This window comes from Salinispora cortesiana, from assembly GCF_000484695.1.
GTDB classification, from domain to species: domain Bacteria; phylum Actinomycetota; class Actinomycetes; order Mycobacteriales; family Micromonosporaceae; genus Micromonospora; species Micromonospora cortesiana.
In genome coordinates this window covers 1-25,074 of record NZ_AXVR01000004.1, presented here as the reverse complement: position 1 = coordinate 25,074, position 25,074 = coordinate 1, and the positions used below count along the sequence as shown (strand labels likewise).

General features: G+C 71.9%; 20 protein-coding genes, 2 pseudogenes and 1 riboswitch. Of the genes and pseudogenes, 17 read left to right on the top strand and 5 right to left on the bottom strand.

All coding sequences use genetic code 11. The features are described from left to right. The first annotated feature begins 74 nt into the window (after window positions 1–74). The 6 genes from K228_RS0103360 to K228_RS0103335 all read left to right on the top strand — a co-directional run bounded on the left by K228_RS0103360 (window position 75) and on the right by K228_RS0103335 (window position 6,027). Window positions 75–1,244, top strand: a complete 1,170-nt coding sequence (locus K228_RS0103360) for an acyltransferase domain-containing protein (RefSeq protein ID WP_025617137.1) — start codon at window positions 75–77, stop codon at window positions 1,242–1,244. Window positions 1,245–1,284: 40 nt separating this feature from the next. Then, entirely contained in the window at window positions 1,285–2,229 is a 945-nt protein-coding gene (locus tag K228_RS0103355; protein ID WP_025617136.1) for a beta-ketoacyl-ACP synthase III, read from the top strand. Window positions 2,230–2,303: 74 nt separating this feature from the next. Next, window positions 2,304–2,543, top strand: a complete 240-nt coding sequence (locus K228_RS0103350; RefSeq protein ID WP_012183711.1) for an acyl carrier protein — start codon at window positions 2,304–2,306, stop codon at window positions 2,541–2,543. A gap of 2 nt (window positions 2,544–2,545) precedes the next feature. Then, window positions 2,546–3,772 (top strand): beta-ketoacyl-ACP synthase II, encoded by a 1,227-nt coding sequence (gene fabF, locus K228_RS0103345; RefSeq protein WP_025617135.1) that lies wholly within the window; start codon window positions 2,546–2,548, stop codon window positions 3,770–3,772. Window positions 3,773–3,794: 22 nt separating this feature from the next. Next, window positions 3,795–5,219, top strand: coding sequence for an acyl-CoA carboxylase subunit beta (locus K228_RS0103340; RefSeq protein WP_025617134.1), 1,425 nt, complete (start codon window positions 3,795–3,797; stop codon window positions 5,217–5,219). A gap of 133 nt (window positions 5,220–5,352) precedes the next feature. After that, complete coding sequence (locus tag K228_RS0103335) at window positions 5,353–6,027, top strand: lipoprotein (protein ID WP_025617133.1); 675 nt, start codon at window positions 5,353–5,355, stop codon at window positions 6,025–6,027. A 35-nt stretch (window positions 6,028–6,062) separates the two neighbouring features. Here the strand turns inward: K228_RS0103335 and K228_RS0103330 are convergent, their stop codons facing one another. Both K228_RS0103330 and K228_RS0103325 read right to left on the bottom strand, forming a co-directional pair. Then, window positions 6,063–7,799: a glycoside hydrolase family 3 protein gene (locus tag K228_RS0103330; RefSeq protein ID WP_029723339.1), complete on the bottom strand. Its 1,737-nt coding sequence runs from the start codon at window positions 7,797–7,799 to the stop codon at window positions 6,063–6,065. A 99-nt stretch (window positions 7,800–7,898) separates the two neighbouring features. Then, window positions 7,899–8,390, bottom strand: coding sequence for a DUF3145 domain-containing protein (locus tag K228_RS0103325; protein ID WP_025617131.1), 492 nt, complete (start codon window positions 8,388–8,390; stop codon window positions 7,899–7,901). Window positions 8,391–8,702: 312 nt separating this feature from the next. Here K228_RS0103325 and K228_RS0103320 point away from each other — a divergent pair, with 312 nt between their 5' ends. The 5 genes from K228_RS0103320 to K228_RS0103300 all read left to right on the top strand — a co-directional run bounded on the left by K228_RS0103320 (window position 8,703) and on the right by K228_RS0103300 (window position 14,764). Beyond that, window positions 8,703–9,032 (top strand): hypothetical protein, encoded by a 330-nt coding sequence (locus tag K228_RS0103320; RefSeq protein WP_025617130.1) that lies wholly within the window; start codon window positions 8,703–8,705, stop codon window positions 9,030–9,032. A 266-nt stretch (window positions 9,033–9,298) separates the two neighbouring features. Next, a complete protein-coding gene (locus K228_RS0103315; protein WP_025617129.1) occupies window positions 9,299–10,216 on the top strand; it encodes an alpha/beta fold hydrolase in 918 nt (305 codons plus the stop codon). A 109-nt stretch (window positions 10,217–10,325) separates the two neighbouring features. Continuing rightward, a complete protein-coding gene (locus K228_RS0103310; RefSeq protein ID WP_025617128.1) occupies window positions 10,326–12,443 on the top strand; it encodes a HelD family protein in 2,118 nt (705 codons plus the stop codon). Between the two features lie 104 nt (window positions 12,444–12,547). Beyond that, window positions 12,548–13,462, top strand: coding sequence for a cation diffusion facilitator family transporter (locus tag K228_RS0103305; RefSeq protein ID WP_025617127.1), 915 nt, complete (start codon window positions 12,548–12,550; stop codon window positions 13,460–13,462). Between the two features lie 90 nt (window positions 13,463–13,552). After that, window positions 13,553–13,684, top strand: a riboswitch (cyclic di-AMP (ydaO/yuaA leader). Window positions 13,685–13,699: 15 nt separating this feature from the next. Further along, window positions 13,700–14,764 (top strand): coiled-coil domain-containing protein, encoded by a 1,065-nt coding sequence (locus K228_RS0103300; protein ID WP_223160737.1) that lies wholly within the window; start codon window positions 13,700–13,702, stop codon window positions 14,762–14,764. 71 nt (window positions 14,765–14,835) lie between these two features. On the opposite strand, the gene K228_RS0103295 is transcribed toward K228_RS0103300, so the two are convergent. Beyond that, the gene (locus K228_RS0103295) at window positions 14,836–15,198 is read right to left on the bottom strand and encodes an STAS domain-containing protein (RefSeq protein WP_025617125.1); all 363 of its coding nucleotides are present in this window, start codon (window positions 15,196–15,198) and stop codon (window positions 14,836–14,838) included. 519 nt (window positions 15,199–15,717) lie between these two features. Between K228_RS0103295 and K228_RS0103290 the strand changes: the two genes are divergently transcribed. Further along, entirely contained in the window at window positions 15,718–16,266 is a 549-nt protein-coding gene (locus K228_RS0103290) for a DsbA family protein (protein WP_025617124.1), read from the top strand. 113 nt (window positions 16,267–16,379) lie between these two features. Here the strand turns inward: K228_RS0103290 and K228_RS0103285 are convergent, their stop codons facing one another. After that, window positions 16,380–19,187: a winged helix-turn-helix domain-containing protein gene (locus K228_RS0103285; protein ID WP_025617123.1), complete on the bottom strand. Its 2,808-nt coding sequence runs from the start codon at window positions 19,185–19,187 to the stop codon at window positions 16,380–16,382. 258 nt (window positions 19,188–19,445) lie between these two features. On the opposite strand from K228_RS0103285, the gene K228_RS0103280 reads away from it, so the two are divergent. The 5 genes and pseudogenes from K228_RS0103280 to K228_RS26755 form a co-directional block, all read left to right on the top strand. Then, window positions 19,446–19,817 (top strand): SRPBCC family protein, encoded by a 372-nt coding sequence (locus K228_RS0103280; RefSeq protein WP_080671534.1) that lies wholly within the window; start codon window positions 19,446–19,448, stop codon window positions 19,815–19,817. Further along, a pseudogene (locus K228_RS25295) lies at window positions 19,814–20,984 on the top strand (alcohol dehydrogenase catalytic domain-containing protein). Before K228_RS0103280 ends, K228_RS25295 begins: the two are co-directional and overlap by 4 nt. 25 nt (window positions 20,985–21,009) lie before the next feature. After that, window positions 21,010–22,179 (top strand): saccharopine dehydrogenase family protein, encoded by a 1,170-nt coding sequence (locus K228_RS0103270; RefSeq protein WP_025617121.1) that lies wholly within the window; start codon window positions 21,010–21,012, stop codon window positions 22,177–22,179. Between the two features lie 96 nt (window positions 22,180–22,275). Further along, window positions 22,276–23,559 carry a serine--tRNA ligase gene (serS, locus tag K228_RS0103265; RefSeq protein ID WP_025617120.1) on the top strand — a complete coding sequence of 428 codons (1,284 nt, stop codon included), beginning with the start codon at window positions 22,276–22,278 and terminating at the stop codon, window positions 23,557–23,559. A gap of 57 nt (window positions 23,560–23,616) precedes the next feature. Further along, a pseudogene (locus tag K228_RS26755) lies at window positions 23,617–23,736 on the top strand (zinc-binding dehydrogenase); the annotation flags it as partial. 115 nt (window positions 23,737–23,851) lie between these two features. On the opposite strand, the gene K228_RS0103260 reads toward K228_RS26755, so the two are convergent. Next, window positions 23,852–25,074: right-handed parallel beta-helix repeat-containing protein (locus K228_RS0103260; RefSeq protein ID WP_029723337.1), on the bottom strand; the 1,223-nt coding region annotated here is incomplete at its 5' end.

The following is a 25,074-nucleotide window of genomic DNA, read 5'->3' as shown; positions in this document are numbered from 1 at the left end:
CCTCCAAAGGTTCTAGTGCGGTTTGGTGCAAGGCGGCACAGCGCTACCCGCGCGAATCCGGGAGAGTCATACCCGTGCTCGCCGTACTCTCCCCCGGCCAGGGTTCACAGAAACCCGGCTTCCTGACCCCTTGGCTCGAACTGCCCGGCACCGAGGCGCGGTTGCGCTGGTGGTCCGCGCTCGCCGGGGTTGACCTGGTGCACCTCGGCACGGCCGCGGACGCTGACGAGATCAAGGACACCGCCCGCACCCAGCCGCTGCTCGTCGCGGCGGCGCTGCTCGCCGCCGAGCAGCTGCCGATGCACGATGTCACGCTCACCGCCGGCCACAGCGTCGGCGAGCTGGGCGCGACCTCGCTCGCCGGAGTGCTCACGCCGGAGGCCGCGATCACCCTGGCCGCCGTCCGGGGGCGCGAGATGGCAGCTGCCTGCGCGCTCGAACCGACCGGGATGGCCGCACTGCTCGGCGGCGACCCCGACGAGGTGCTCGCCGCCATCGAGAAGCACGGGCTACACCCGGCCAACCGCAACGGCACCGGCCAGGTCGTGGCCGCCGGCTCCCTCGGCGGGCTGGAGCAGCTCGCCGCTGAGCCCCCCGCCCGCGCCCGCGTCCGCCAGCTACAGGTGGCCGGCGCCTTCCACACGCCGTACATGGCCCCGGCCGAGGCCGCCCTGGCCGACGTGGCTGCCGGCGTCACCCCCACTGACCCGACTCACATCCTGCTGTCAAACCTCGACGGTGCCGCCGTGAACCACGGCCGGGAGATGGTGCAGCGACTGATCCGCCAGGTCACCGCCCCGGTCCGGTGGGACCTGTGCCTGCGCACCCTCGCCGACCTCGGCGTGACCGGGGTGATTGAGCTGCCCCCGGCCGGCACCCTCGCCGGCCTGGTCAAGCGGGAGCTGAAGGGCGAGGCCGCCCCGGAGATCGTCACCCTCAACACCCCGGACGACCTGCCCGCCGCGCGAGACCTGATCGCCCGGCACAGCGGCCTCGGTGGCCACGAGCCGATCATTCAGTTCCGGGTCGTGGTCTCCCCAGCCGCCGGCACCTTCGTCCCCGCCGACGAGCTGGCCGAGGGCGTTGACCTGCGCGCCGGTCAGATCATTGGCCACGTCGCCACCCGGCAGGGCTCGGTGGAGGTCACCGCCCACGACAGCGGCCTGCTCACCGAGTGGCTCGCCCACCACGACGACCCGGTGGCCCCGGGCCAGCCGCTGGCCCGAATCGGTGGTCACACATGACATCGCGGTACCCATGGCCGGATAGGGAAGGACAGCCTTGATGACGGGCAGCCGGATCGTTGCGCTCGGCCACTACCAGCCGTCCCGGGTGGTGACCAACGACGAGATCGCCCAGCTGGTGGAGACCAGCGACGAGTGGATCCGCGATCGGGTCGGCATCGCCAGCCGCCGGATCGCCGACGGCGAGACGGTCACCGACATGGCCGCCGCCGCCGCTGGCAAGGCGCTGGCCGGCTCCGGCCTAACCGCCGCCGACATCGACCTCGTCGTGGTGGCCACCTGCACCTCGGTCGATCGGAGCCCGAACGTCGCCTCCCGGGTCGCGGCCCGGCTGGGCATCACCGCACCCGGCGCGTACGACCTCAACACCGCCTGCTCCGGCTTCGCGTACGCCCTCGGCACGGTTGACCACGCTGTCCGGGCCGGCGCCGCGCGCAACGCCATCGTCATCGGCGCGGAGAAGCTCTCCGACTTCACCGACTGGACGGACCGTTCGACCTGCATCATCTTTGGCGACGGAGCGGGGGCCGCGGTGGTCACCGCCACCGGGGCGGATGAGCCGGCCGGCATCGGCCCGGTGGTGTGGGGCTCGGTGCCGGAGCGCGGCGACGCGGTCCGGATCGAGGGATGGCGCCCGTACGTGCGGCAGGAGGGACAGACCGTCTTCCGCTGGGCCACCACCGCGCTGGCGCCGCTCGCACTCCAAGCGTGCGAACGGGCCGGGGTCGCCCCGTCGGAGCTGGCGGCGTTCGTGCCGCACCAAGCCAACACCCGCATCATCGACGGCATCGTCAAGCGCCTCGGCATCCCGCAGGCGATCGTCGCCAAGGACCTTGTCGAGTCCGGAAACACCTCGGCGGCGAGCATTCCCCTGGCCCTGTCGAAGCTGGTGGAACGGCGTGAGGTGCCCTCCGGCGCACCAGTGCTGCTGTTCGGCTTCGGCGGTGGCCTGACCTACGCCGGTCAGGTCATCCGCTGCCCCTGAGACCCGGCGTGCCTCGGCACGCCGCCCTTCGCCACCGCGGCGAAGCAACCCCCCGATGAGAGGAACCAACAGCAATGACCCGTGACGAGATCACCACCGGCCTCGCCGAGATCCTCGAAGAGGTTGCCGGGGTGACCCCGGACGACGTGGCCGAGGGGAAGTCCTTCACCGACGACCTGGATGTCGACTCGCTGTCGATGGTGGAGGTCGTGGTGGCTGCCGAAGAGAAGTTCGGCGTCAAGATCCCGGACAACGAGGTGCAGAACCTGAAGACGGTCGGGGACGCCGTCAGCTACATCGAGGCGCAGTCCTGACCATGGCCCACACTGACGTCGTCGTCACCGGTCTCGGCGCGACCACCCCGCTGGGCGGGGACGTCGCGTCAACCTGGGACGCCATGCTCAATGGCCAGTCCGGGGTGAGCGCGCTCACCCCGGACTGGGCCGAACAGCTACCGGTCCGGATCGCAGCCCAGCTCGCGGTCGACCCGGCTGAGCTGCTGGACCGGGTCAAGTTGCGCCGGCTGGACCGCTCCGAGGCGATCGCGATCATCGCCGCGAACCAGGCGTGGGCGGATGCTGGTCTCGCCGACTCCGGGCTGGACCCGGAGCGGCTCGGCGTCAGCGTCGGCTCGGGCATCGGCGGCGCACTGACCCTGCTCGCCCAGGACGACATCCTTGAGGCCTCCGGCCCGCGGCGGGTCTCCCCGCACACCATCCCGATGCTGATGCCGAACGGCCCCGCCGCCTGGGTCGGCCTGGAGCTGGGCGCCCGCGCGGGCGTGCACTGCGTGGCCAGCGCCTGCGCCACCGGCGCAGAGGCGATCACCCTCGGCCTGGACATGATCCGTGCCGGGCGCGCCGATGTGGTGGTGGCCGGCGGCACCGAGGCGGTCATCCACCAGCTGCCGATCGCTGGCTTCTCCTCGATGCGGGCGATGTCCACCCGCAACGACGAGCCGGAGAAGGCCTCTCGCCCCTGGGACAAGGCCCGCGACGGCTTCGTCCTCGGTGAGGGTGCCGGGGCGATCGTGCTGGAACGCGCCGACCATGCCGCGGCCCGCGGTGCCCGGGTGTACGCACGGCTCGCCGGTGCCGGAATCACCTCCGACGGCTACGACATCGTGCAGCCGCACCCGGAGGGTGCCGGCGCGGTCCGGGCCATCGCGAAGGCGATCGCCGACGCGGACATCGACCGGGGTGACATCACACACGTCAATGCCCACGCCACCTCAACCCCGGTCGGCGACCTGGCCGAGATCAAGGCGCTGCGCCAGGCGCTGGGCGACCACCCCGTCCTGACGGCGACGAAGTCGATGTCCGGGCACCTGCTCGGCGCGGCCGGCGCGCTGGAGTCTATCGCCACGATCCTGGCGATTCGGGATGGTGTGGTACCGCCCACGATCAACCTGGACGACCCGGACGACGGTCTCGACCTGGATGTGGCCGCCAACAAGGCGCGCCACCTGGAGATCCCCGCTGCGCTGAACAACTCCTTCGGCTTCGGCGGGCACAACGTGGCTCTCGTCTTCACGCGGGCCTGAGACCACAGCCTTGGAGGCTCACGTGACCACCACTGTTGCCGGCCCCGATACGTCTACCGTGGACCATCGGGATCCGGAGCTGCGGCTCCGGTCCCTGTTCGATGCGGGCACGCTCCGTCTACTCGCCCCACGCGACACCTCCGGTGTGCTCTGTGCCCGCGGCGAGATCGAGGGCACACCGGCCATCGCGTACGCCACCGACGCCACGAAGATGGGCGGCGCGATGGGCGTTGACGGCTGCCGACACATCGTTGACGCGATTGACACCGCCGTCCGCGAGCGGGTGCCCGTACTCGGGCTCTGGCACTCCGGCGGAGCCCGCCTCGCCGAGGGCGTGGTCGCGCTCGACGCGGTCGGTCAGGTCTTCGCCGCCATGGTCCGCGCCTCCGGCCGGGTACCACAGATCTCCGTCGTGCTCGGTCCCGCCGCGGGGGGCGCCGCCTACGGGCCGGCGCTCACCGACATCGTGGTGATGAGCGGTGCCGGCCGGATCTTCGTGACCGGCCCGGAGGTCGTCCGCAGCGTCACCGGCGAGCAGGTCGACATGGCCCGCCTCGGTGGCCCCGAACCGCACGGCCGGCGCTCCGGCGTCGTACACGTGACGTGCCGGGACGACGAGGAGGCACTGGCCCAGTCACGCCGGCTCGCGGCTCTCCTCGGCCACCAGGGCCGACTCAGCCCGGACGATGTGCCGGCCACCGCCGAGGACGGGCACGACCTGGCCGCGAAGATGCCGGCCGAGGCCAACCGGGCGTACGACGTCAAGCCGGTGGTCAAGGCGCTGCTCGACGCGCCCGGTGTTGAGCTGCACGCCAAGTGGGCCCCGAACATCGTCACCACCCTGGGGCGGTTCGCCGGCCGAACGGTCGGAGTGATCGCCAACAACCCGCTGCGGCTCGGCGGCTGCCTCGACGCGTCCAGCGCCGAGAAGGCGGCCCGCTTCGTGCGGATGTGCGACTCGCTCGGCGTACCGCTGATCGTGCTCGTTGACGTCCCCGGCTACCTGCCCGGTCTGGGCCAGGAGTGGGACGGGGTGGTCCGGCGCGGGGCGAAGCTGCTGCACGCCTTCGCCGAGGCGGTCGTGCCGCGGGTGACGCTGGTAACCCGCAAGGCGTACGGCGGCGCGTACATCGCGATGAACTCCCGTTCCCTCGGCGCGACCGCGGTCTTCGCCTGGCCGAACGCGGAGGTCGCGGTGATGGGCGCCAGCGCGGCGGTGAACATCCTGCACCGCAAGAAGCTGGCCGCCACTCCGCCGGGGGAGCGCGAGGCGCTGCGCGCCGAGCTGATCGAGGAGCAGATCCGGGTCGCGGGTGGCGTGAACCGGGCGTTGGAGATCGGTGTGGTCGACAACGTCATCAAGCCGGCCGAGACCCGCCGACAGATCGCTGAGGCTCTCGCGGCGGCACCGGCCGGCCGCGGCGCGCACGGCAACATCCCGCTCTAGCGGACGTCCGACGGCCCCGGCCACCGCCGACCGCGGTGTCCGGGGGCTGCGGTTAATCTCTGTCCCAGTGGGTGGCCGGCACGCTGCACAATGTCGGTCCAATTCGATTTCGACCCTGGGATGTGTGTGTACTGTGGTGCGTCATCGTCTACCGGCCACGCTGGCCGTTCTCGCCCTCCTGGTTCCGGCCGGCTGCGGCGCGGAGGAGGAGCCGGCCGACGCCGGCTCGTCGGCCGGGAACACCGCCGTCGGCGAGCCCTGGTACGACGAGATCATCCCGGCCAGCGCCGACGGTGCCGCCGGTGGCACGGACGGGCCGTGCCCGCTGCCGGTCGCTTTCCCGGTCGCCGAGGGTTGGCAGGCCGAGGCCGTCGAGTTGGACCCGGCGACCGCAGAGGACCCGGAGCTGGCCGCCGAGATGGCAGCGATAGTGACGCTCCGCGGTGGTGCCACCGTACGGTGCGAGGTGAACGGCCGCGGCGCGGGCGGCGGCTTCCTCCGGATCTGGACCACCGCGCAGGATGTCGCGCCCCGGGCCGCCCTGGACGCCTTCCTCGCCGACACGTCGCTCGAGCAGGCCACCGAGGCGCAATTCCGCGACCTGACCGTCGGTGACCTCACCGGTGTGGAGGCGACCTGGGTCAGCCACGACGAGCTGCTCGACGAGGTCAGCCGGAGCTGGGCGGCGGCCGTACCGGCGAACGGGCAGTCCCTGCTGTTCACGGTCAGCGAGAGTCTCATCGCCGAGGCATCCGATGTGCTGCCGGCGTACCGGTTGGCGGTACAGGGGGTAGGTGCGGCGGGCTGACCGGCCGACCTGCTGACCCCGGCCGACCGGGCAACTCAGCTGCCGCAGGTCGTGGCGGGCAGGCCGGATACCGGCACTGGTGCGTGGCCGGCCGGGGTGGCCTCGCCGGCCAGCACCTGGGCCAGCCCGGTCATCGACGCTGGGCTCGACGAGTAGGTCGCCAGCAACGCCGGGGAGTCCGCCTCGGCCAACAGGTACGGGGTGTCCATGGCGACGGTCACGGCAGCGTCGGCGCTCAGGTCGTCGGCGCTGTCGCCGTAGCCGACCAGGTGGATCACGGCGCCGCCGCTCTCAGTCACCGGCACCCCGGCCGCGGTCAGCTTCTCGATCAGCGTCGCTCGGGTGTGCTCCCGGCCGGCGGAGGCAGTCACGGTGACCGGCCCGGAAACCGGGCTGCCGCACGGGCCGCGCAGCGCGGTCACCGCGGCGGTGGCGAGTTCGGTGGCCGCCGCCTGGTGGGCCGGCGCGCCGAGGACGTCCAGTTCCGGGGTGGCCGCACCGGCCAGGGTGAACTTCATGGTCAGTACCCGGGTCACCGCCTCCACCAGCCGGGTTCGGGGCAGCGAGCCGTCGCGCAGCGCGGCGAGCAACCCGTCGTACGCCTGGCCGACGTTCGGCGGCATGAGGATCAGGTCGTTGCCGGCCTTCAGCGCACGGACCGCGGCCTCGCCGGGCGACCAGCGCTTGGCGGGGGCCATGTTCATCCCGTCGGTGATCACCACTCCCTGAAACCCGAGCTCGCCGCGGAGCACCTCGGTGAGCAGGGTGTGCGAGAACGTCGCCGGGGTGCCCGGGTCGACCGCACGAACATCGAGGTGCCCGGACATCACGGCGAGGGCGCCGGAGCCGATACCGGCCGCGAAGGGACGCCATGCCTCCATTTCGAGCACGGTGCGGGGCTGCGGCAACACCGGCAGCGCCTCGTGAGAGTCGGTGGCGCTGTGTCCGTGGCCGGGAAAGTGCTTCAGGGTTGCCGCGACGCCGGTCGCCTGCAGACCGCTCACCACCGCGCTGACCTGCTCGGCCACCACCGACGGGTCGGCGCCGTACGACCGGGACCCGATCACGGTGCTGGGGGTGACCAGCACATCGGCGACGGGAGCGAAGTCCAGGTTGACGCCCATCGCGGCGAGTTCGGTGCCGGCGGCCCGCCAGGCGGCCTCGGTCAGCTCAGGCTTGCCGGCCGCCCCGGTGGCCAACGCGCTGGGCAGCAGGGTGACCCCGTCGGTGATCCGGGTTACCACTCCGTACTCCTGATCGGTGCCGATCAGGAACGGTGCCTCGCCGGTGGCCAGGCCGGCGGCGGCGGACCGCAGCCCGGTGGTCAGCGCCCGGACCTGTTCCGGGTTGTCGACGTTGGTGGTCTCCTGGTTGCCGCTGGTCGGGTCGTCCGCGCTGAAGCCGACGAGGATGAGCCCACCGAGGCGGTACTTCGCGATCATTTGGGCGGGGGTGTCGACGCCGGCCAGTTCCTGGTTGCCGGCGGCCGAACCGGCCGAGACCTGATCGGCGGCGGCACCGTAGGCGTAGGGCATCAACACCTGGCCGACGAGGTCCTCATCCGCCAGCGTGCTGGCCAGGGCGGCGGCACTGGCCGCCGGATCCTCGACCAGGCTCGTGGGCGACGGGCCGGCCGCCGGACCACTCGTCGTCCGGGTCGGCTGCGCGCGCCCCGGACCACCGGTGCAGCCGGCAAGAAGCAGGGCAGTGAGTGCGGCCAGCGCGATGACCGCGACACCGCCACGTCGTGCAGGTATCGACACGCGAGCCATCCCACTCTCTCGACGCCGGTCGGGGCAAGTCGACCCTACCCGCGCCGAATGGCCGCCGCCGAAACACGTGCCACCCTCACCTTCGTGGGGGTGCAGACCTCAGCCGACGCGGGTGAGCAGCGTCACCGGGGCGCCGTCGCCGGCGTACCGGTAGGGCTCCAACTCGGCGTCCCAGGCCGCCCCGAGGGCCTTCTCCAGGGCGTGGGCGAGGGCCTCGGGCGCCCGGGCATCCGCCATGATGCTGCGCAACCGGTCCTCACCAAGCTGAATGTCGCCGGCCGCGCCGATGGTTGCCTGGAAGAGCCCGCGGCCCGGGACGTACATGAAGCGTTCCCCATCGGCGCCGGGACTCGGCTCCTCCGTGACCTCGAAACGGATCATGGGCCACTGCCGGAGGGCAGCAGCCAGCTCGGCGCCCGTTCCAGGGCGACCGGTCCACCCGCACTCCGCCCGGCGGGCGCCGGGGTCGACGGGCTGAGCTGTCCACTGCAGGTTGACCGGCGCCGCAAGGACGCGCGCGATCGCCCACTCGACGTGCGAGCACACGGCGAGCGGGGTCGAGTGGACGTATACGACGCCACGCGTTGGCACGGTGACCTCCCGGGGAGCGAGGTGCGTCTTCCCCTACGACCTCGTCGCGCCAGGTGGCTACCGGGGCACATCATGACTGGTGTGACGGATGGTGCGCCAGGGATTCGGAAAATCCGGGTCCCGGAATAGCCGGTCGGGTGAGCCCGTTGGACCAACCCGAGGCAGTGGCCAACCCGGCCGCACGCTCGTGTACAGTTCCATTGGCGGCCTGTGCCGCGAACTTCTCTGCGGGATCACCCATCGGGGTGAGGTCCGCACCAGCCCCCGGACGTCTAACCCGCGTCCTCCCGTACGTCTGCAAGGAGTACCTCCGTGGCGAGCAACACCTCAAAGACCGCGCGCGCGTCTGTCCGGGCCGGCCAGGCTGGCCAGGGTGGTGCCCTCAGCGTGCTGGGCGAGTTCAAGTACGTGATCCCACTCAACGGCGGCCGGAACGCCTACGTGCGTAACCTGACCAACGGCAAGACCGCGCACCTGCGCACCGACTCCGACGCTTTCGTCGAGGAGATCCGGACGCTGGCCGCAGCGGGTCACGCCGCCAAGATCCGGGCGGAGCTGAACTCCCTCAACACCACCCACCCGGGTGACGGCTGGGACGCCACCGAGAAGCGCCTCGTCGAGGCCGGCGTCTTCGAGGGCTGACCCTCCCGCCAGCCAGCTGCCCCACTCGGGGAGCAACGAACGGTGCGGCCCGTCGGGATACCCCGGCGGGCCGCATCGCGCTACCCAGCCAACGCCGCATCGCGCCAACCGGCCAGCCGAGCACCCGGCCAGCGAAGGCACTCCCCGCTCCCCGGACCGGACGCCGTCTTCCTCCGGGCAGCTGTGCCGTGGTGTCATGACAGGTAGCCGGTGCTGCCACCGGGTGCCGCCGGGGTGACGGATCCGCGCGGCCCGGGGAGGCGGCGATGCCGGACGTACGGGAACTCCGCCTCGCTGACACTGTTCGCCTGCACGTCGAGACCGACGGTCCGGTTGACGCCGAGGTGACCACCGTGCTGCTACACGGCTGGACGCTGGACGGAAGCATCTGGCACCGGCAGCTCGCCGAGTTGCGAGACCGCTTCGGCGCACAGGTGCGGGTGGTCACCTACGACGCGCGCGGGCACGGGCGATCCAGCTGTATGACGCTGCCCACCGCCACCCTGGCCCAGCTCGGCGACGACCTCGCGGCGGTCCTGGAGGCGGTCGTCCCCACCGGGCGGGTGGTACTCGTCGGCCACTCCATGGGGGGAATGACGATCATGGAGTATGCCCACCGCCACCCCACGCACTTCGCCGCCCGCGTCGCCGGTCTGGTCTTCGTCTCCACTACCGCCGAGGGGCACACGCACACCGTCTATGGCCTGTCACCCCGGGTCGCCCGGCTGATCCGGCTAGCGGAGAGCACCGGCGCCGGCATCCTGGCCCGCTGCGGATCCCGGCGGCCGCCCCGGCCGTTACTCCGCGCCCTCCGGCCCAGCATCCGCTGGATACTCTTCGGCGACCGGTACAACCCGGCCGACCTTAGCCTGGTCACCCATGCCGTGGCCCACGCCTCACTCCGCTCGATCGGTGGGTTCCGCGCCTCGATCGGAGCCCAACACCGACTGGCGACCCTGGCTGGCCTGGCCCACCTGCCGAGCGCCACGCTGGTCGGCGACCGAGACCGGCTGACCCCGCTGCCGTGCACGGAGTCCATCGCCGCCGCGCTGCCGACAACCCGGCGGACCGTGTGCCCCGGCGCGGGTCACCTGCTGATGCTGGAGCGCCCCGGCGCGGTAAACACCGCCCTGGCCGGGGTGCTGGGCCAGGTCCTCGACGACCCCGCGCCGGTCGCCCGGTAGGGCCGCACCGAACCTGAAACATTAGAGACACGGCCGGGGCGTACCCTCGTGCGGTTGACCGCCGCGCGTCCCGCGTCGCGCTGGTCACCGATGCCAGGAGGAACAAACGTTGACCGACCGGACCGAGCTGAAGCAGGAGATCGCCGTCGAGCAGCGGCACCTGGACCGGGTGTACGCACGCCTCGCCGAGCTGCGCCAGGCGGCGGTCCGCGCCGAGTCCGACGGCTACCGCCTGGCCCGGGTCGGCAACTTCGGCGCGCTGGTCGAGCGGGATGCGATGGTCTTCCACGCGGCGCAGCGCCGGCACCTGCTCGACGCTGAGCACGAGGGGCTCGTCTTCGGCCGACTCGACCTGCTCAACCGGCAGGTGCTGTACGTCGGCCGCCTCGGCATCCGGGACGAAAACGCCAGGACGTTGGTGGTGGACTGGCGGGCCCCGGCCGCTGCCGCCTTCTACCAGGCGACCCCGGCACAGCCGCTGGGCGTGATCCGCCGCCGCATGATCTCCTCAAGCGGGGAACGGGTCACCGGGGTCGAGGACGACCTGCTCGACCCGGCTGCCACTCCGCCGGAGATGACAACGGTCGGCGACGGCGCCCTGCTGGCCTCCCTGTCCAAGGCCACCGGACGGGGAATGCGGGACATTGTGGCGACCATCCAGCGGGAGCAGGATGAGGCGATCCGCTCCCCCGGCTCCGGTGTCACCGTGGTCTCCGGCGGCCCGGGGACCGGCAAGACGGCGGTGGCCCTGCACCGCGCGGCGTACCTGCTCTACACCGACCGCAGCCGGTACGCCGGCGGCGGCATTCTGGTGGTCGGGCCGTCGGCCGTGTTCGTCGAGTACATCGGTTCGGTGCTGCCGTCACTGGGCGAGGAGACCGCCACCCTCGCCGCGCTTGGTGGGCTCTTCCCGGGGGCGCATGCGACCCGTACCGACCCACCGGAGGTCGCGGCGGTGAAGGGCTCGCTGCGAATGCGGCGGGTCTTGGAGCGGGCCGCCCGGGACACGGCACCGGGCGCCCCGGACGAGCTGCGGCTGCTCTACCAGGGCAAGCTGCTGCGGGTGGACCGTCGCGAGCTGAACGCGATCCGCGCTCGGGCGTTACGGCGGGGCGCGCGGCGCAACGAGGTGCGCCGGGTCGGCTTCGACGGCGTCTTCGCCGCGCTCTGGGCGCAGGCCCGGCAGCTGGGCGTTCCGGGCCTGCCGCAGCAGCGAGCGTTCGAGGACGAGTTGGCCGACCGGACGGACTTCCGCGAGTTCCTCAAGGCGTGGTGGCCCCAGCTACACCCGCGGCACGTACTCGGCTGGCTGGCCCAGCCCGAGCGGCTGCGCCGGTACGCCGCGGGCGTGCTCTCCGCCGACGAGGTCCGCCTGCTCGGCGACGCGTACCGGGCCGGAGGCGCCCCTGGGTTGACCGTGGCCGACGTCGCGCTGCTCGATGAGTTGGACGCCCTGCTGGGCAAGCCGATGAAGCCGGCCCGGCCCCGGCGGGACCCATTCCAGCTGGCGGGCGGGGTACGCGAGCTGAGCACGTTCGCCGATCGGCAGCGCGCCGCCCGCCAGGCGGCCCGAGAACGCCCCGAGGACTACCGCGAGTACACCCACGTGGTGGTGGACGAGTCCCAGGATGTGTCGCCGATGCAGTGGCGCATGATCGGCCGTCGGGGGCGGTTGGCCTCGTGGACCGTGGTCGGCGACCCCGCCCAGACGGCGTGGACCGGCGACCCGGCGGAGTTGACTCGGGCCCGCGACCAAGCGCTCGGCCGGCGCCAGCAGCACCACTTCACCCTGACCACCAACTACCGCAACCCGGCGGAGATCTTTGCGGTGGCGGCGGCCGAGATCCGACAGGTTGACCCGGACCTCCCGCTGCCGGTCGCCGTCCGCTCAACCGGGATCGACCCGGTGCGGCTGAGCGTGCTACCGGCTGAGCTGGAGAGCACTGTGCTGGCAGCGGTAAACACCCTGCTCGCCGAGGTCCCCGGCACGGTCGGCGTGGTCACGCCGGTGCCGCGCCGGTCCGAGGTCGCCGGTTGGCTGGACGGGCTCGACGCGCCCCGGCTGCAGGTGGTGACGAGCCTGGAGGCCAAGGGCATGGAGTACGACGGCGTCGTCCTGGTCGCCCCGGGGGAGATCCGGGCGGAGCCCGGGTCGGGTGTGCGGACGTTGTACGTCGCGCTGTCCCGCGCCACCCAACGACTCACCACGGTCGACCTGTCCGGCTGACTGACGCTCGGCCGTTTTCACACCGCCTCGGGGGGGTACTACACACATGGCAATGTGAACATAGGTTGGGCGTAGGGCCGCCACAGCCGGCGGAAGGTGTCCGAGTGGGTGCAGCACATGACCACCACGGGGCGGTGGCCAACGCGGGGCAGCGGCACCGGGGGCGCCTCTGGGCCGCTTTCGCCCTGCTCGCCACCCTGATGGTGGCGGAGGCGGTGACCGCCCTCCGCACCGGATCTCTGGCCCTGCTCAGTGACGCCGGGCACATGTTCACCGACGTCCTCGGGATTGGCATGGCCCTCGCCGCGCTGACCGCCACCCGGCGCCGCGGCGGGGATCCGCAACGCACCTTCGGGCTCTACCGGCTGGAGGTGCTGGCCGCCCTCGCCAACGCCCTGCTCCTCTCCGCCGTCTCGGTCTATGTGCTGGTGGAGGCCGTCCGCCGTTTCGGCGATCCGCCCGAGGTAAGCACCGGGCCCATGCTGGTCGTCGCCGTCCTGGGCCTGCTCGCCAACATCGTCGCCTTCGCGCTGCTGCGCCCGGGCGCAGAAGAGAGCATCAACATCCAGGGCGCCTACCTCGAGGTGCTGGGCGACCTGCTCGGCAGCCTCGGCGTGATCGCGGCGGCACTGGTCATCGCCGGCACCGGCTGGCGGTGGGCTGATCCGCTCGTAGCTGTGGCGATCGGACTGTTCATCCTGCCGCGGACCTGGCGGCTCGGCCGGGCAGCCCTACGCATCCTGGTCCAGGCCGCGCCGGACCACCTCAAAGTCACTGCGGTGCACGACCGACTGGTCGCCGTACCCGGGGTTAGCGAGGTGCACGACCTGCACATCTGGACCCTCACCTCCGGCATGGAGGTAACCTCCGCGCACCTCACCGTCGCCCCCGCCGCCGACGTCGGTGCGGTCCTCGGAGCCGCCCGGTCCGCGCTGCGGGAGGACTTCCGAATCGAACACGCGACGCTACAGGTCGAGTCGGGGCCGAACAGCGGGGACTGCCGGTCCGTCGAGTGGTAGCGACCCCGGCTCAACTGCCGAATACACCCGCCTCAGGAGCACCGGTTAGGCTCTGAGCCGGCCTGCGCCAGGCGGCACCCACCGGTGCCGGCGGGGCCGCCGCCTAATCACCCGCCAGGGTGAGCCGGGGAACCAGGTACCTGGGGTGCATCCGCGTCAGCGGTAGGGATCTTCCGTCCCGAACCCGTCAGCTAACCCGGTCGGTGGTTGACGGAAGGACATCTGCATATGCCACCAGTGGCACCTGTACGACACCGCGCCGCCCACGTGGCGGCCCTGATCATCGTGGCCCTCACCCTCAGCGCCGGCCTCGCCCCGGCCGGCCCCGCGGTAGCCGCCCCCTCCGCCCGCCAGAACGCGGTGACCGACGACCCGGAGGGTGGCACCCCTGCCCTTCGCGCCGAGCTCGAGGCAGCCAGCAAAGGATACCTGGACGCCAAACGGGCGCTGGCCGAGTCGGTGCAACGGCAGCAGCAACTCACCGCCCAACTCAAGACCGCCAAGGCCGAGCACGCCGAGCGCACCGCGCTGGTTGAGCAGATCGCCGACCAGGCGTATCGCACCGGTCCGCTACGCACGGCGTCGGTGCTACTCGACAACACCTCACCGACGAACTTCCAGGACCGCGTCGCCGCACTGGAGGCGGTAGTCGCCAACGAGAACCAGGCCCTACAGGAGTTGCAGGAAACCCAGGAGCAGATCGCCCAGGACACCCGCGCGGTCGAGGCCGAGATCATCGAACAGCGCAAGCAAGAGACCCTGATGGCCAAGCGCAAACAGCAGGCAGAGAAGGCGCTGACGGTCGCCAATGAGCAGGCCCGCGCTGCTGCTGCCGCCCCCACCAACACCAGTACCGCCCAGAACTCGGCCGAGGCGGCACCGGCCCCACGCAACCCGGATGGCTCCTGGCCGGCCGAGTCGTGCAGCGTCAATGACCCCACCCCGGCCGATGGCTGCATTACCCCGCGAACCCTGCATGCTTTGAACGAGGCCAAGGCGGCCGGTTTCACCCGCTACGTATCCTGCTTCCGCTCCGGCAGCTCCGGCGAGCACCCAAAGGGCCGGGCCTGCGACTTCGCCGCTCAGCAGGACGGCTTCGGCGGAGATGCCACCGGCGGCGATCGAACGTACGGCAACAACCTGGCGGCATTCCTGGTGGACAACGCCGACCAACTCGCGGTGCTCTACGTGATCTGGTACCGGCAGATCTGGCTGCCCAGCAGTGGGTGGCAGTCGTACAGTGGAGCTGCCGGCGACCCATCCAGCGACCACACCAACCACGTGCACCTGTCGGTCTACTGACCCGGGTGTTCGGGCCGGGAGCCATCCGCTGGCGAACAGTTCCCGGCCCGAATACCCCGGGACGAGCCGACTCAGGCCCCCGGCAGGACCTCCGGGGCCGCCGCCCCCTCGATGTAGGGCTCGGGGGCGCCGAAGAGGCCGAGTAGACCAGCTACCCAGAGCTGCCGGTGCACGAATCGGCTCGGCTCGGTCACCACCAGCTTCACGCCGCTCACCTCAGCGGTCTGGAAGCCGGCGACCATCGCGCTGATGCCGACAGAGTCGATGAAGGCCACCAGCCGCATATTCAACTCGATACGGCGAGGACGGCCTTTGGCCAGGACCTCAGCGACCGCCTCACGTACCTCGTACGCGGTATCGACATCGATCTCACCACGCGGCGAGATCTCCACGACGCTCCCGGGTAGGACCGCCTTAACGATCGACAGGCTCACGTGAGCACCTCCACTCGCCCACCAACAGGCACCTCATCAGTACGCGGGCCGCGACCGAGAGTATTCCTCCGACACGCTCGGTCGCCACCCCCTGGGATGAGCAATTCTTGGGGTTCGAATGCCAGGCCGCTCTTATCCGAATATTTCACCCTCCGGTTACGGAGCTGTCTTTTAGCTGGAACAGCTCCCAACCCGGCCGTCTCCCATCCGGAACAGCTCACCACCCGAACAGTTCTCAACCCGAACAGTCAAGGGCCGGAGTGCCCAAGACCCGAAACAGTCACAGCCCAATGTAGCGGCCCGATGCGACGAAACGCGCAGACCCCGACCGCCCGGCGTGGTCGGGGGCACACGCTCCTCCGCCGACCCACAACCAACTCGTCGCGCCGACGCTGCGGGGGCGGGAACCATCCGGGCCGGGTGAGCCGCCCTCACCCCGCCACCAGCGACAGTGGGAGACATGACCGATCCGAACGTGCCGACCTCGTCGGCACGTGGCAACTGTTGGGTGGTGCGGTGATGACGACCCCACACCAGGTCACCCCACTCCTCCGGACCCCGGTGACGGAGAGCGACCATGTCCGGGGAGCGGTGGACGCGCCGGTGACGCTCGTTGAGTACGCGGACTTCCAGTGCCAGTACTGCGGGGTGGCCTACGCCAACCTCACCGAACTGCTCCGTCAGCGGGCCGACACGGTCCGGCTGGTCTACCGACACTTCCCGATCGCCAACCTGCACCCGTACGCGGAGAACGCCGCCCATGCCACCGAGGCCGCCAGCGCCCGGGGACAGTTCTGGGAAATGCACGACTGGTTGTACGAACACCAGGACCAGCTCGACCCGGTGCACCTCTCGCTCGGCGTCGGACAGCTCGGCCTCTCCGCCGCCGAGATCGACGCCGAGACCGAACAGCAGGCCCACGGCGACCGGGTCCGGCGAGACTTCGTCGGCGGCATCCGCAGCGGCGTGGAGGCCATCCCGACCCTGTTCGTCAACGGTGCCCGACACAACGGCGGGTACGAACTCGCCGACCTGCTGGCAGCGGTTGACGCCGCCTGCCGGGAATGACCGGCGCGCTTCGCCGGTGGTGGCCGCTGCCGCACACCGCGGTGGCGGCCACCAGCAGGTGCAGCGGGCGGCCCGGATGGGGACACGATCCGGACGCGGTCTGGGACCGCCGCTCAGATCAGCCGCAGATCCCGAGCCCGGCGGACGGCCTCACGGCGGCGGGTGGCGTCGAGTTTGCGATAGATGTTGCGTACATGCGTCTTCACCGTGTTGATCGACAACGACAGCTCGGCGGCGATCTCCACGTTGGAGAGGATGCTCTGCAGGTAGCGCAGGATGGTCACCTCGCGCTCGGTCAGCGGCTCGGCCAGCGCGGTCCCGGCAGGCCCGACCCGTTCGTCCGGCTCCGCCGCACCGCGCACCAACTCGCTCACCGCCGACCAGTACGCCGTGCCGGTGTCCAGATGGGCTGCCAGCAGGTCCCACACCTCCGCGTCGCCGTGCGTGAACGGCCGCCGTACCCCCTCCGCGGTGGCCAGGTCGAGGGCGACCTCCAGGGTTCGGTGCGCCCGTCGGCCATCCCCCGCCCGCTCGGCCAGCACCGCGTTCAGCACCGCGGCCTCCACCCGCACCGGCAACGGCCAGTCCGCCGCCGCGGCCGCCTGCCAGTCGGGCAGGACCGCCTCGGCCGTCCGGTCGTCTCCGGCCTGCAGCTCCACCCGAGCGAGGCCGACCGCGAGTTCGGGACCCGCCCCGGCGAGCAGCTCCCGGGCGGTGTCCAGATCGCCCCGCGCCGCGCGCAGGTCGGCCTCGGCTGCCCGCAGCCACCGGCCCAGCTCCCCCCAAGGGCTCCCCAACTGCTCCCGGGCAGCGACGAGCAGTCGGTAGCCACCCGCCACGTCACCGGCGTCCCGCAACAGGTGGGATCGGCACAGCGCCACCACCGCCCCGGCGGCAGGCTCCACGGTCGCCGGCTCCGCCAACGCCAGGTTCGCCGCCGCCTCCTCCGGCTGGTCCCGCAGCAGCGCCACCACGGCCAGCGCCAGATACGCGTACCCGCAGTCGGTCCGGCAGGACCACCCCTGGCCGGGCGGGAGGGCGAGCGCGGAACGGGCCCCCGTCTCCGCCTGCCGCAGTTCACCGCGGATCGCACGCAGCAGCGCCACCCGGCTGGCACCGGCCAGCTCGGTTCGCACCCATCCGGCGGTCCGGGCGGCCCGGGACGCCGCCGCCAGCTGCCGCTCCGCGCTGCCCAGCTCGCCGGTGGCGACATCGACCAGACCGAGCGCGGTGCCCGCCACAGCCCACCCGTCGGCATCCTCGACCGTAGTGCCGCGCGGCTCGGCGACGACCGGCGCAGCCGGCCGGCGGTCTTGTCCCCCGGAGGCCCCCGTAGCCGAGTGGGTGGCGAGCAACCGAGCGGCGGCGACACGCACCGCCGGAATGTCGTCGGACCAGCGGACCACCGCGAGCTCCACCGCGGCGACCAACCGGGCGAAGCGCTCCCGGCGGGGCACCGGCAGTTCACCCGCCGCCCCCGCCAGGCGCAGATACCCCTTGGCTGCCGAGAGGTCCCCCGCGTACGCCCGTTCCGCCGCGCACGCCAGAGCCAGCTCCGGGTCCCGCGCCACCGTCTCGGTGGGTGGTGGCGGTGGCGCGGCCGAACACTCCCGGTCGTACGGCGCCAGCTCCGGCCAGGTCGTGAGGAACAGCTCGGTGGCACCGGCCCAGTCGCCGCCCACGAGCGCATGCCGCAGGCCGTCGGCGGGGCGCCCGTTGTCGGCGTACCAGCCGGCGGCGCGCCGGTGCAGCTCCCGCACGTCAACGGCGGGCAGCCGGGCCAGCTCGTCGCGGAGCAGGTCGGCTAGGAGCGGATGGCAGCGGTACCAGGGGGGACGGCCGTCGTCGCGCCGCAGTACACCGCCGACGCCGGCCAGCTCGGCCAGCCTCGCCCCGGTGTCCGGGCGGCCGGTCACCGCATCGGCGAGGCCAGCGCAGGCAGCATCCGCCACCGCCGTGCTCCGTAGCAGCTCCCGGTCGTCCGGATCCAGCCCGCCAAGGACCTCCTCCCGCAGGTAGCCGGCGATGTCCGGCTGGTCACCGCCGAGCTGCCCCACCCACCGGGCCGGGTCCGGTTGCCCGGGCAAGGCGAGCGCGGCGAACCGGAGCGCCGCCGGCCAACCACCGGTGCGCTCGCGCAGCCGCCGGACCCCCTCCGCCGGAAGGGCCGTCCCGTGTGCGGTCAGCAGGTCAGCGACCTCGTCGCTGGTGAAGGCCAGGTCATCTGGACCGAGCTCGGTCAGCTCACCGGCCAGCCGCCACCGGTGCACTGCCAGCGGCACCCCGGCGCGAGCCCCGACCACCAGACGCAGCCGCTGCTCACAGTGGCGAAGCAGAAACTCCAATCCGGCGACCGCCGCTGGGTCGGTGATCCGGTGCAGGTCGTCCAGGACCAACAGCACCGGCCGTTCCCGGGCGGCAAGTGCCGCGGCCAGCACCTCCAGCTGGTCTGGACGGGGCGGGCCCTCCAGCGCCGCCGATCGGGGCGGCCCCACCGCGGGCCGCAGCGCCGCCGCCAGGTACGACCAGAGGCGTTCGCCGTCATCACCAGCCTCCACCGACACCCAGCCCAGGTCCGGCCGTTCCCGGCCGGACCTCGACCCCGACGGGTCCGGCTCCCCCGCACCGACACTCGTCGGCGAGCCGGCCCGGCCCCCGTCGGCAGCGCGGGTCGCCGGACCGCCCCATATCGGGTCACCGCTGGTGACGGCCTGATACCAGGAGGTGAGCAACGTCGTCTTGCCCCAGCCCGCCGATGCAGCGACGAGAGTCACCGGGGCGGCGGTCCCCTCATCGAGCCGCCGCAGCAACCGGGGCCGAAGCACCACCGGTCCGGGCAGTGGACCCGGGGCCAGCCGGGACGCCAGTAGTGGCGTGTCCGGCCCCATGGCCACCGTGGTCTGCCGTCGCTCCTCCGGCATCGGCCCACCCCCATCGGACACGTTCTCCCCCAGGCCCTGCGGTTACCCGGCCGGTGGCGATTCACCCCTTCCGGGGGAACCCGCTTCACCCAGGCTGCGCCGATGCTGGCAGGAACGGCGTCGGACCGGGTGCCGGACGGACGGGTAACAGACGGACCGGGCGCCGGACAGCGGGGTAACAGACGGACCAGGCGCCGGAAAGACCGGACGGGAGGCGGGGTGAAACACAGCATGAGGCGGGCCGGGACCGCTGCCGGGATGCTGGCGAGGCGCACCGGTGCCCGACCGGTTCACCCGCGCCCCGATGCCCGGCCGACCGACGGTTGGGAAGTGGTGACGGTCAACCGGCCGCCCAACGAGGTGCTGCCCGGCGGGCGATGGCCGGAGCCGCTGCGCCAACTCGGCCGCGCCATCCAGGTGGACAGTTGGCCCGCCCCTGCGGGGCGGGGCACCGAGTTGGCCGCGCGGCTCCGTCCTGGTGCGACCCTTCCGGGCCTCGCCGCGCACCTGGCCGGCGACCACCCTGACCGGGTGATACGGGCCGCGTTGCGCCAGGCCAAGCAGCTCACCGAGACCGGCGAGGTACTCCGCGCCGACCGGTCGCCGATCGACCGGGGACCGGCCGGATGAGGGCGCTGTGCTGGACGGACGCCGGCCAGGTCGCGGTCCGGCAGGTACCCGACCCGGAGTTGCGTAATGGCCACGACGCGATCGTGCGAGTACGCCTGAGCGCCACCTGCGGCGGGGACCTGCCCCTCCTGGCAGGTCAGGCACCACACCTGGCCGACGGGGACGTGCTCGGACACGAGTTCCTGGGCGAGGTCGTCGCGGTGGGGCCACAGGTACACCGGCACCGGGTCGGCGACCGGGTGGTGGTCAGCTCCACCGTGGCCTGCGGCTCCTGCTGGCAGTGCCGCTCCGGCGCACCGTGGTGCTGCGACAACGGAAACCCGGCGCCGGAGGCGAGCGAGCTGGCGTACGGCCATCCCGTGCCCGGCGCCTTCGGGCGGCCCACCGCTGGGCGGATTCGCCGGTGGGCACGCCGAGTACGTCCGCGTCCCGTACGCCGATGTCGGCGCGTGCGGGATCCCCGACGCGGTCAGCGACGAACGGGCGCTCTTTGCGGCGGACGCCGCGCCCGCCGGTTGGCTCGCCGCCAAGCTGGGCGGGGTCCATCCCGGAGCCGTGGTGGCGGTCTGGGGTGCCGGGGCGGTTGGTCAACTCACCGCCCACGCGGCCAGCCTGCTCGGCGCCGACCGGGTGATAGTCATGGATCCGCAAGAGGACCGGCTGCGGATGGCGCAGCGGCACACGGACGCGGAGACGGTCGACCCGCGGCACACAGACATCCCCGCCGAGTTGCGCGAACGAACCGGCGGACGGGGGCCGGACATCTGCGTGGAGGCGGTTGGACCGGCCTGGGACGGGCGGCCGCGTTCCCTGGCCGAACGGTTCATCGGCGCGGCGGAGCGGCCCCCGGCGGTCCGCGAGGCGGTGCACGCCTGCCGCAAGGGCGGGACCGTGGTCGTGCTCGGCGAGTTCACCGGGCACGTGGATGCCTTCCCGCTGGGCGCGGTCAGCGCCAAGGGGTTGCGGGTGCGGGGTGCGCGGCAGCACGGGGCGGGGCAGGTGCCGGCGCTGCTGGAGCGGATGGCGCGCGACGAGTTGCGGACCGAGCACCTGGTCACCCACCGACTGCCGCTGGAGGAGGGGGCACGCGGGTACGCGCTGTTCCGGGACCGACGGGACGGCTGCGTGCGGGCCGTCTTCAGCCCGGATTTGCCCCCTGCCGGATAGCCACCCCAGGTGGCAGACTCAGCGGATGCCCCAGGAGCGGACGTACGACCTCGTCCTGTTCGGCGCCACCGGCTTCACCGGGAGCCTGACCGCCGAATACCTGGCCCGACACGCGCCGCCCGGGCTGCGGTGGGCGCTGGCCGGGCGAAACCCGAACAAGCTCGCCACCGTCCGAACCCGACTCACTGCTATCGATTCAACCCTGGCCGAGCTGCCATTGCTCACCGCCGATGCCACCGCCCCCGCCTCCCTGCGGGCGGTGGCCGAGCGCGCCCGGGTGGTCGCCTCCACCGTGGGCCCGTACATCCACCACGGCGAGCCGCTGGTGGCCGCCTGCGCCGCGGCGGGCACCGACTACCTGGACATCACCGGCGAACCGGAGTTCGTCGACCTGATGTACGTGCGACACCACGAGACGGCGGTACGCACCGGTGCCCGCCTGGTACACACCTGCGGTTTCGACTCAATCCCGTACGACCTGGGGGTCTGGTTCACGCTCAAGCACCTCCCGGCGGACGCGCCGATCAGCGTTGACGGCTTCGTGCGGGCTGGGGGGCGTTTCTCCGATGGCACCTACCACTCGGCCCTGACCGCGTTCTCGCGGACCGACGAGACGAGCCGGGCCGCCGCGGCCCGACGGGCGGTCGAGCCGCGACCCGAGGGCCGGCGGGTCCGGACGGTGTCCGGCCGGATCTCCCGCTCCCCCGAGCTCGGCATGTGGGCGGTGCCGCTGCCGACGATCGACCCCCAGGTGGTCCGCCGCTCGGCAGCCGCCCGTCCAGAGTACGGGCCGGACTTCCGCTACCGGCATTTCGCGGCGGTACGGCGGCTCCCGACGCTGCTCGCCGGGGCGGCCGGGATCGCCGCCGTCACGGGGCTGGTGAAGCTGCCGCCGGCCCGGCGCTGGCTGTTCGGTCGGCTCAGCCCCGGACAGGGCCCGAGCCCCGAACGGCGGGCCCGGTCCTGGTTCCAGCTGCGGTTCCTCGCCGAGAGCGGCGGGCAGCAGGTACGCACCGAGGTGGCGGGCGGCGACCCCGGCTACGACGAGACGGCGAAGATGCTCGCCGAGTCGGCGCTCTGCCTCGCCCTGGACGATCTGCCCCCGACCACCGGCCAGGTCACCCCGGTCACGGCGATGGGCGATGCCCTGCTGGACCGACTCCAACGCGCCGGCATCACCTTCCGGGTGCGGTAGCCGGAGCCGACGCTGAGGGCAGGCCGGGGGCGGTGGGCCCGCGACGGTAGCATCTGGTGGTCCACCTGACATCCGGACGGAGGCGTACGGAGCAGCATGCTCGACATGGAGTTGATCCGGAAAGATCGCGACGCGGTGGCGTCCGCGCTGGCCAAGCGACTGGACCCGGCGGAGGTGAGCCAGGCGCTGGACGAGCTGTCGCAGCTTGACCAGCAGCGGCGCAGTCTGATCTCCGAGATTGACGGCGAGCGGCAGCGCCGCAAGGCGGAAGCTCGGGCGTACGCGGAGGCCAAGCGGGCCGGCCGCGAGCCGGAGCCGACGGTGGCCGAGGCCGGTCGTCGGCAACTCGCCGAGTTGGAGACCGAGCTGGGCCAGGTGCAGGAGCAACTCCGGGATCGGATGAGCGAGCTGCCGAACCTGCCCGCTGAGGACGTGGTGCCCGGCGGCAAGGAGGCCAACCGGGTGGTGCGGACCTTCGGCGAGCCACCGGCGATCGAGAAGGTGCGCGACCACGTCGAGCTGAGCCGACTGCTGGGCCTGGTCGACCACGAGCGGGGCGTGAAGCTCGGCGGCTCCGGTTTCTGGCTGTACACCGGCCTGGGCGCCCGGCTGGAGTGGGCGCTGGTCAACTGGCTGATCGACCAGAACATCGCGGCCGGCTACGAGTTCCTGCTCCCGCCGCACCTGCTGCTGGAGACCGCTGGCTTCGCCGCCGGGCAGTTCCCCAAGTTCTACGACGACGTCTACCACCTGGGCCGACAGTCCGCCCCCCGCGGTCAGTTCCTGCTGCCGACCGCCGAGACGGCGATCCTCGGGGCATACCAGAACGAGATCCTGGACACCACGAAGCTGCCGCTGAAGGTGTTCGCGTACACCCCGTGTTATCGCCGGGAGGCGGCCGGGTCGCACTCGGACGAGCGCGGCACCGTGCGCGGCCACCAGTTCAACAAGGTGGAGATCTTCCAGTTCGTCCTGCCGGAGCAGGCCGACGCGGCGTTGGAGGCGATGGTCACCCACGCCGAGGGCCTGGTGGAGCGGTTGGGCCTGCACTACCAGCGCAGCCTGCTCGCGGCCGGCGACTCGAGCGCCGCCATGCGCAAGACCCTCGACATCGAGGTCTGGATGCCGAGCACCGGGAAATACAAGGAGGTCTCGTCGGTCTCCTGGGGCGGTGACTACCAGGCCCGGCGGGCGGCGATCCGCTACCGCGAGCCGGGTGGCAAGCAGACCCGCTTCGTGCACACGCTGAACGGCTCGGCGCTGGCCACCAGCCGCCTGTTCCCGGCGATCCTGGAGCAGTGCCAGCAGCCCGACGGGAGTGTCCTGGTGCCGGAGGTGCTGCGGGACCGTCTCGGCACCGACCGCCTCACCCCTCGCTGACCACCGGGATCACCGCCGCCGACCATGCCGGGAGCAGACCCCGGTGCGGTCGGGCGGCAGGGACGCCTGCACCCGGCGATCGACGCCACCTACCCGCTGGAACAGGCCGCTGACGCTCACCGCGCACTGGCCACGCGCGCCACGGTCGGCAAGTCACTGCTGCTGATCGGCGACCAGCGAATCGACCTCGCAGCAACTGGCGTGACCACGTGTGTCGACCGGCTTCCCATGGGTGCTGCTTCCACAGCTGACGCCCCCGGCGACTGCCGGGGGCGTCAGCTTGCTGGGCGGGTCAGCCGAAGCAGGTTGGTACGGGGTTGGGGCTGCCGATGCAGTTGGTGGGTCGGTTGTTGATGATCGTGATGTCGCCGAAGACGTCGATCACACCGCCGTTGTAGACGCCGCCAGGTTCGTTTTGGGCAATGTTGTCGGTGACGCGGACGTCGGTGAGGGTGAGAACGGTGGTCTCGTTGAATGGGCTGAAGAAGATGCCGCCGGCGGCTCCACCTGCCTGGTTGCCGGAGATGGTGGTGCGGCGCAGGGCCACCACCGGGTCACCGTCTTCTACGCCGACGATGGCGATGCCGCCGCCGTCGCCGGTGGTGGCGGTGTTGTACACGATCTTGCTGTCCTCGATGGTGGCGCCGATGTCCTCGACGAGGTAGAGCCCGCCGCCGGAGGTGGCGGTGTTCTCGGCGACCTTGACGTGCTGGAGCAGGAGGGATTCGTCGCCGTCGTCGTAGATGCCGCCGCCGAGTCCGCTGGCGGTGTTGCGGGTGATGGTGCTCTTGGTGATCTCGGTGAGGTCACCGTCGCTGTGCATGCCGCCGCCATTGACCGCGGTGTTGTCGCTGATCACGACGTGGTCCATGGTCGCGTCGCCGTCGTTGTTGACCAGCCCGCCACCTTCGTCGCCGGCGATGTTGTTGGTTACCTTCGACTTGCTGATCAAGACAACGGCGTTGTCGTTGAAGAAGCCGCCGCCGTCTTCGGCGGTGTTGCGGGTGATGGTGCTCTTGGTGATCGTGACCTTGCTCCGGTCGCTGTAGATTCCACCACCTTCACTAGTCGCGCCAGTGGCGATGTTGTCGCGAACGGTGACGCGTTCGAGGGTGAGTCGGGTGCCTTCGCCAGCGGCGATGCCGCCGCCGTCGGCGTCCGCAATCTGTCCGCCGGCGACGGTGAGGTCCTTGAGGGTGAGGTCGCCGCCGGTGATGACCTCGAAGATACGGAAGTCGTCGGCGGCGGCGGCCCGGATGATGGTGGCGCCCTGGCCGTAGATGGTGATGGGTTGGAAGACCTGGGGTAGTCCGTTGTCGTCCTGGTTGATGGTGAGGGTGTAGACGCACTTCTCGGCCAGGCGTAGGGTGCCGCCGCCGGCCTGGTTCGCCGCGGTGATCGCGGCGATCAGCGCGTTGGGGTCGCAGGGCACCGGGGTGCCCTTGTCCTTGCCGTCACCATGGCCATCGCCCTTCCAGCCCGGGTTGCCGGCGGTGTTCATGTCACCACCCCCGT

Coding starts and splice junctions, on each gene's coding strand:
- K228_RS0103355 (WP_025617136.1), top strand. CDS start 1,285: ATGACGGGCAGCCGGATCGTTGCGCTCGGCCACTACCAGCCGTCCCGG.
- K228_RS0103350 (WP_012183711.1), top strand. CDS start 2,304: ATGACCCGTGACGAGATCACCACCGGCCTCGCCGAGATCCTCGAAGAG.
- fabF (WP_025617135.1), top strand. CDS start 2,546: ATGGCCCACACTGACGTCGTCGTCACCGGTCTCGGCGCGACCACCCCG.
- K228_RS0103330 (WP_029723339.1), bottom strand. CDS start 7,799: ATGGCTCGCGTGTCGATACCTGCACGACGTGGCGGTGTCGCGGTCATC.
- K228_RS0103315 (WP_025617129.1), top strand. CDS start 9,299: ATGCCGGACGTACGGGAACTCCGCCTCGCTGACACTGTTCGCCTGCAC.
- K228_RS0103290 (WP_025617124.1), top strand. CDS start 15,718: ATGACGACCCCACACCAGGTCACCCCACTCCTCCGGACCCCGGTGACG.
- K228_RS0103285 (WP_025617123.1), bottom strand. CDS start 19,187: ATGCCGGAGGAGCGACGGCAGACCACGGTGGCCATGGGGCCGGACACG.
- K228_RS0103280 (WP_080671534.1), top strand. CDS start 19,446: ATGCTGGCGAGGCGCACCGGTGCCCGACCGGTTCACCCGCGCCCCGAT.
- K228_RS0103270 (WP_025617121.1), top strand. CDS start 21,010: ATGCCCCAGGAGCGGACGTACGACCTCGTCCTGTTCGGCGCCACCGGC.
- serS (WP_025617120.1), top strand. CDS start 22,276: ATGCTCGACATGGAGTTGATCCGGAAAGATCGCGACGCGGTGGCGTCC.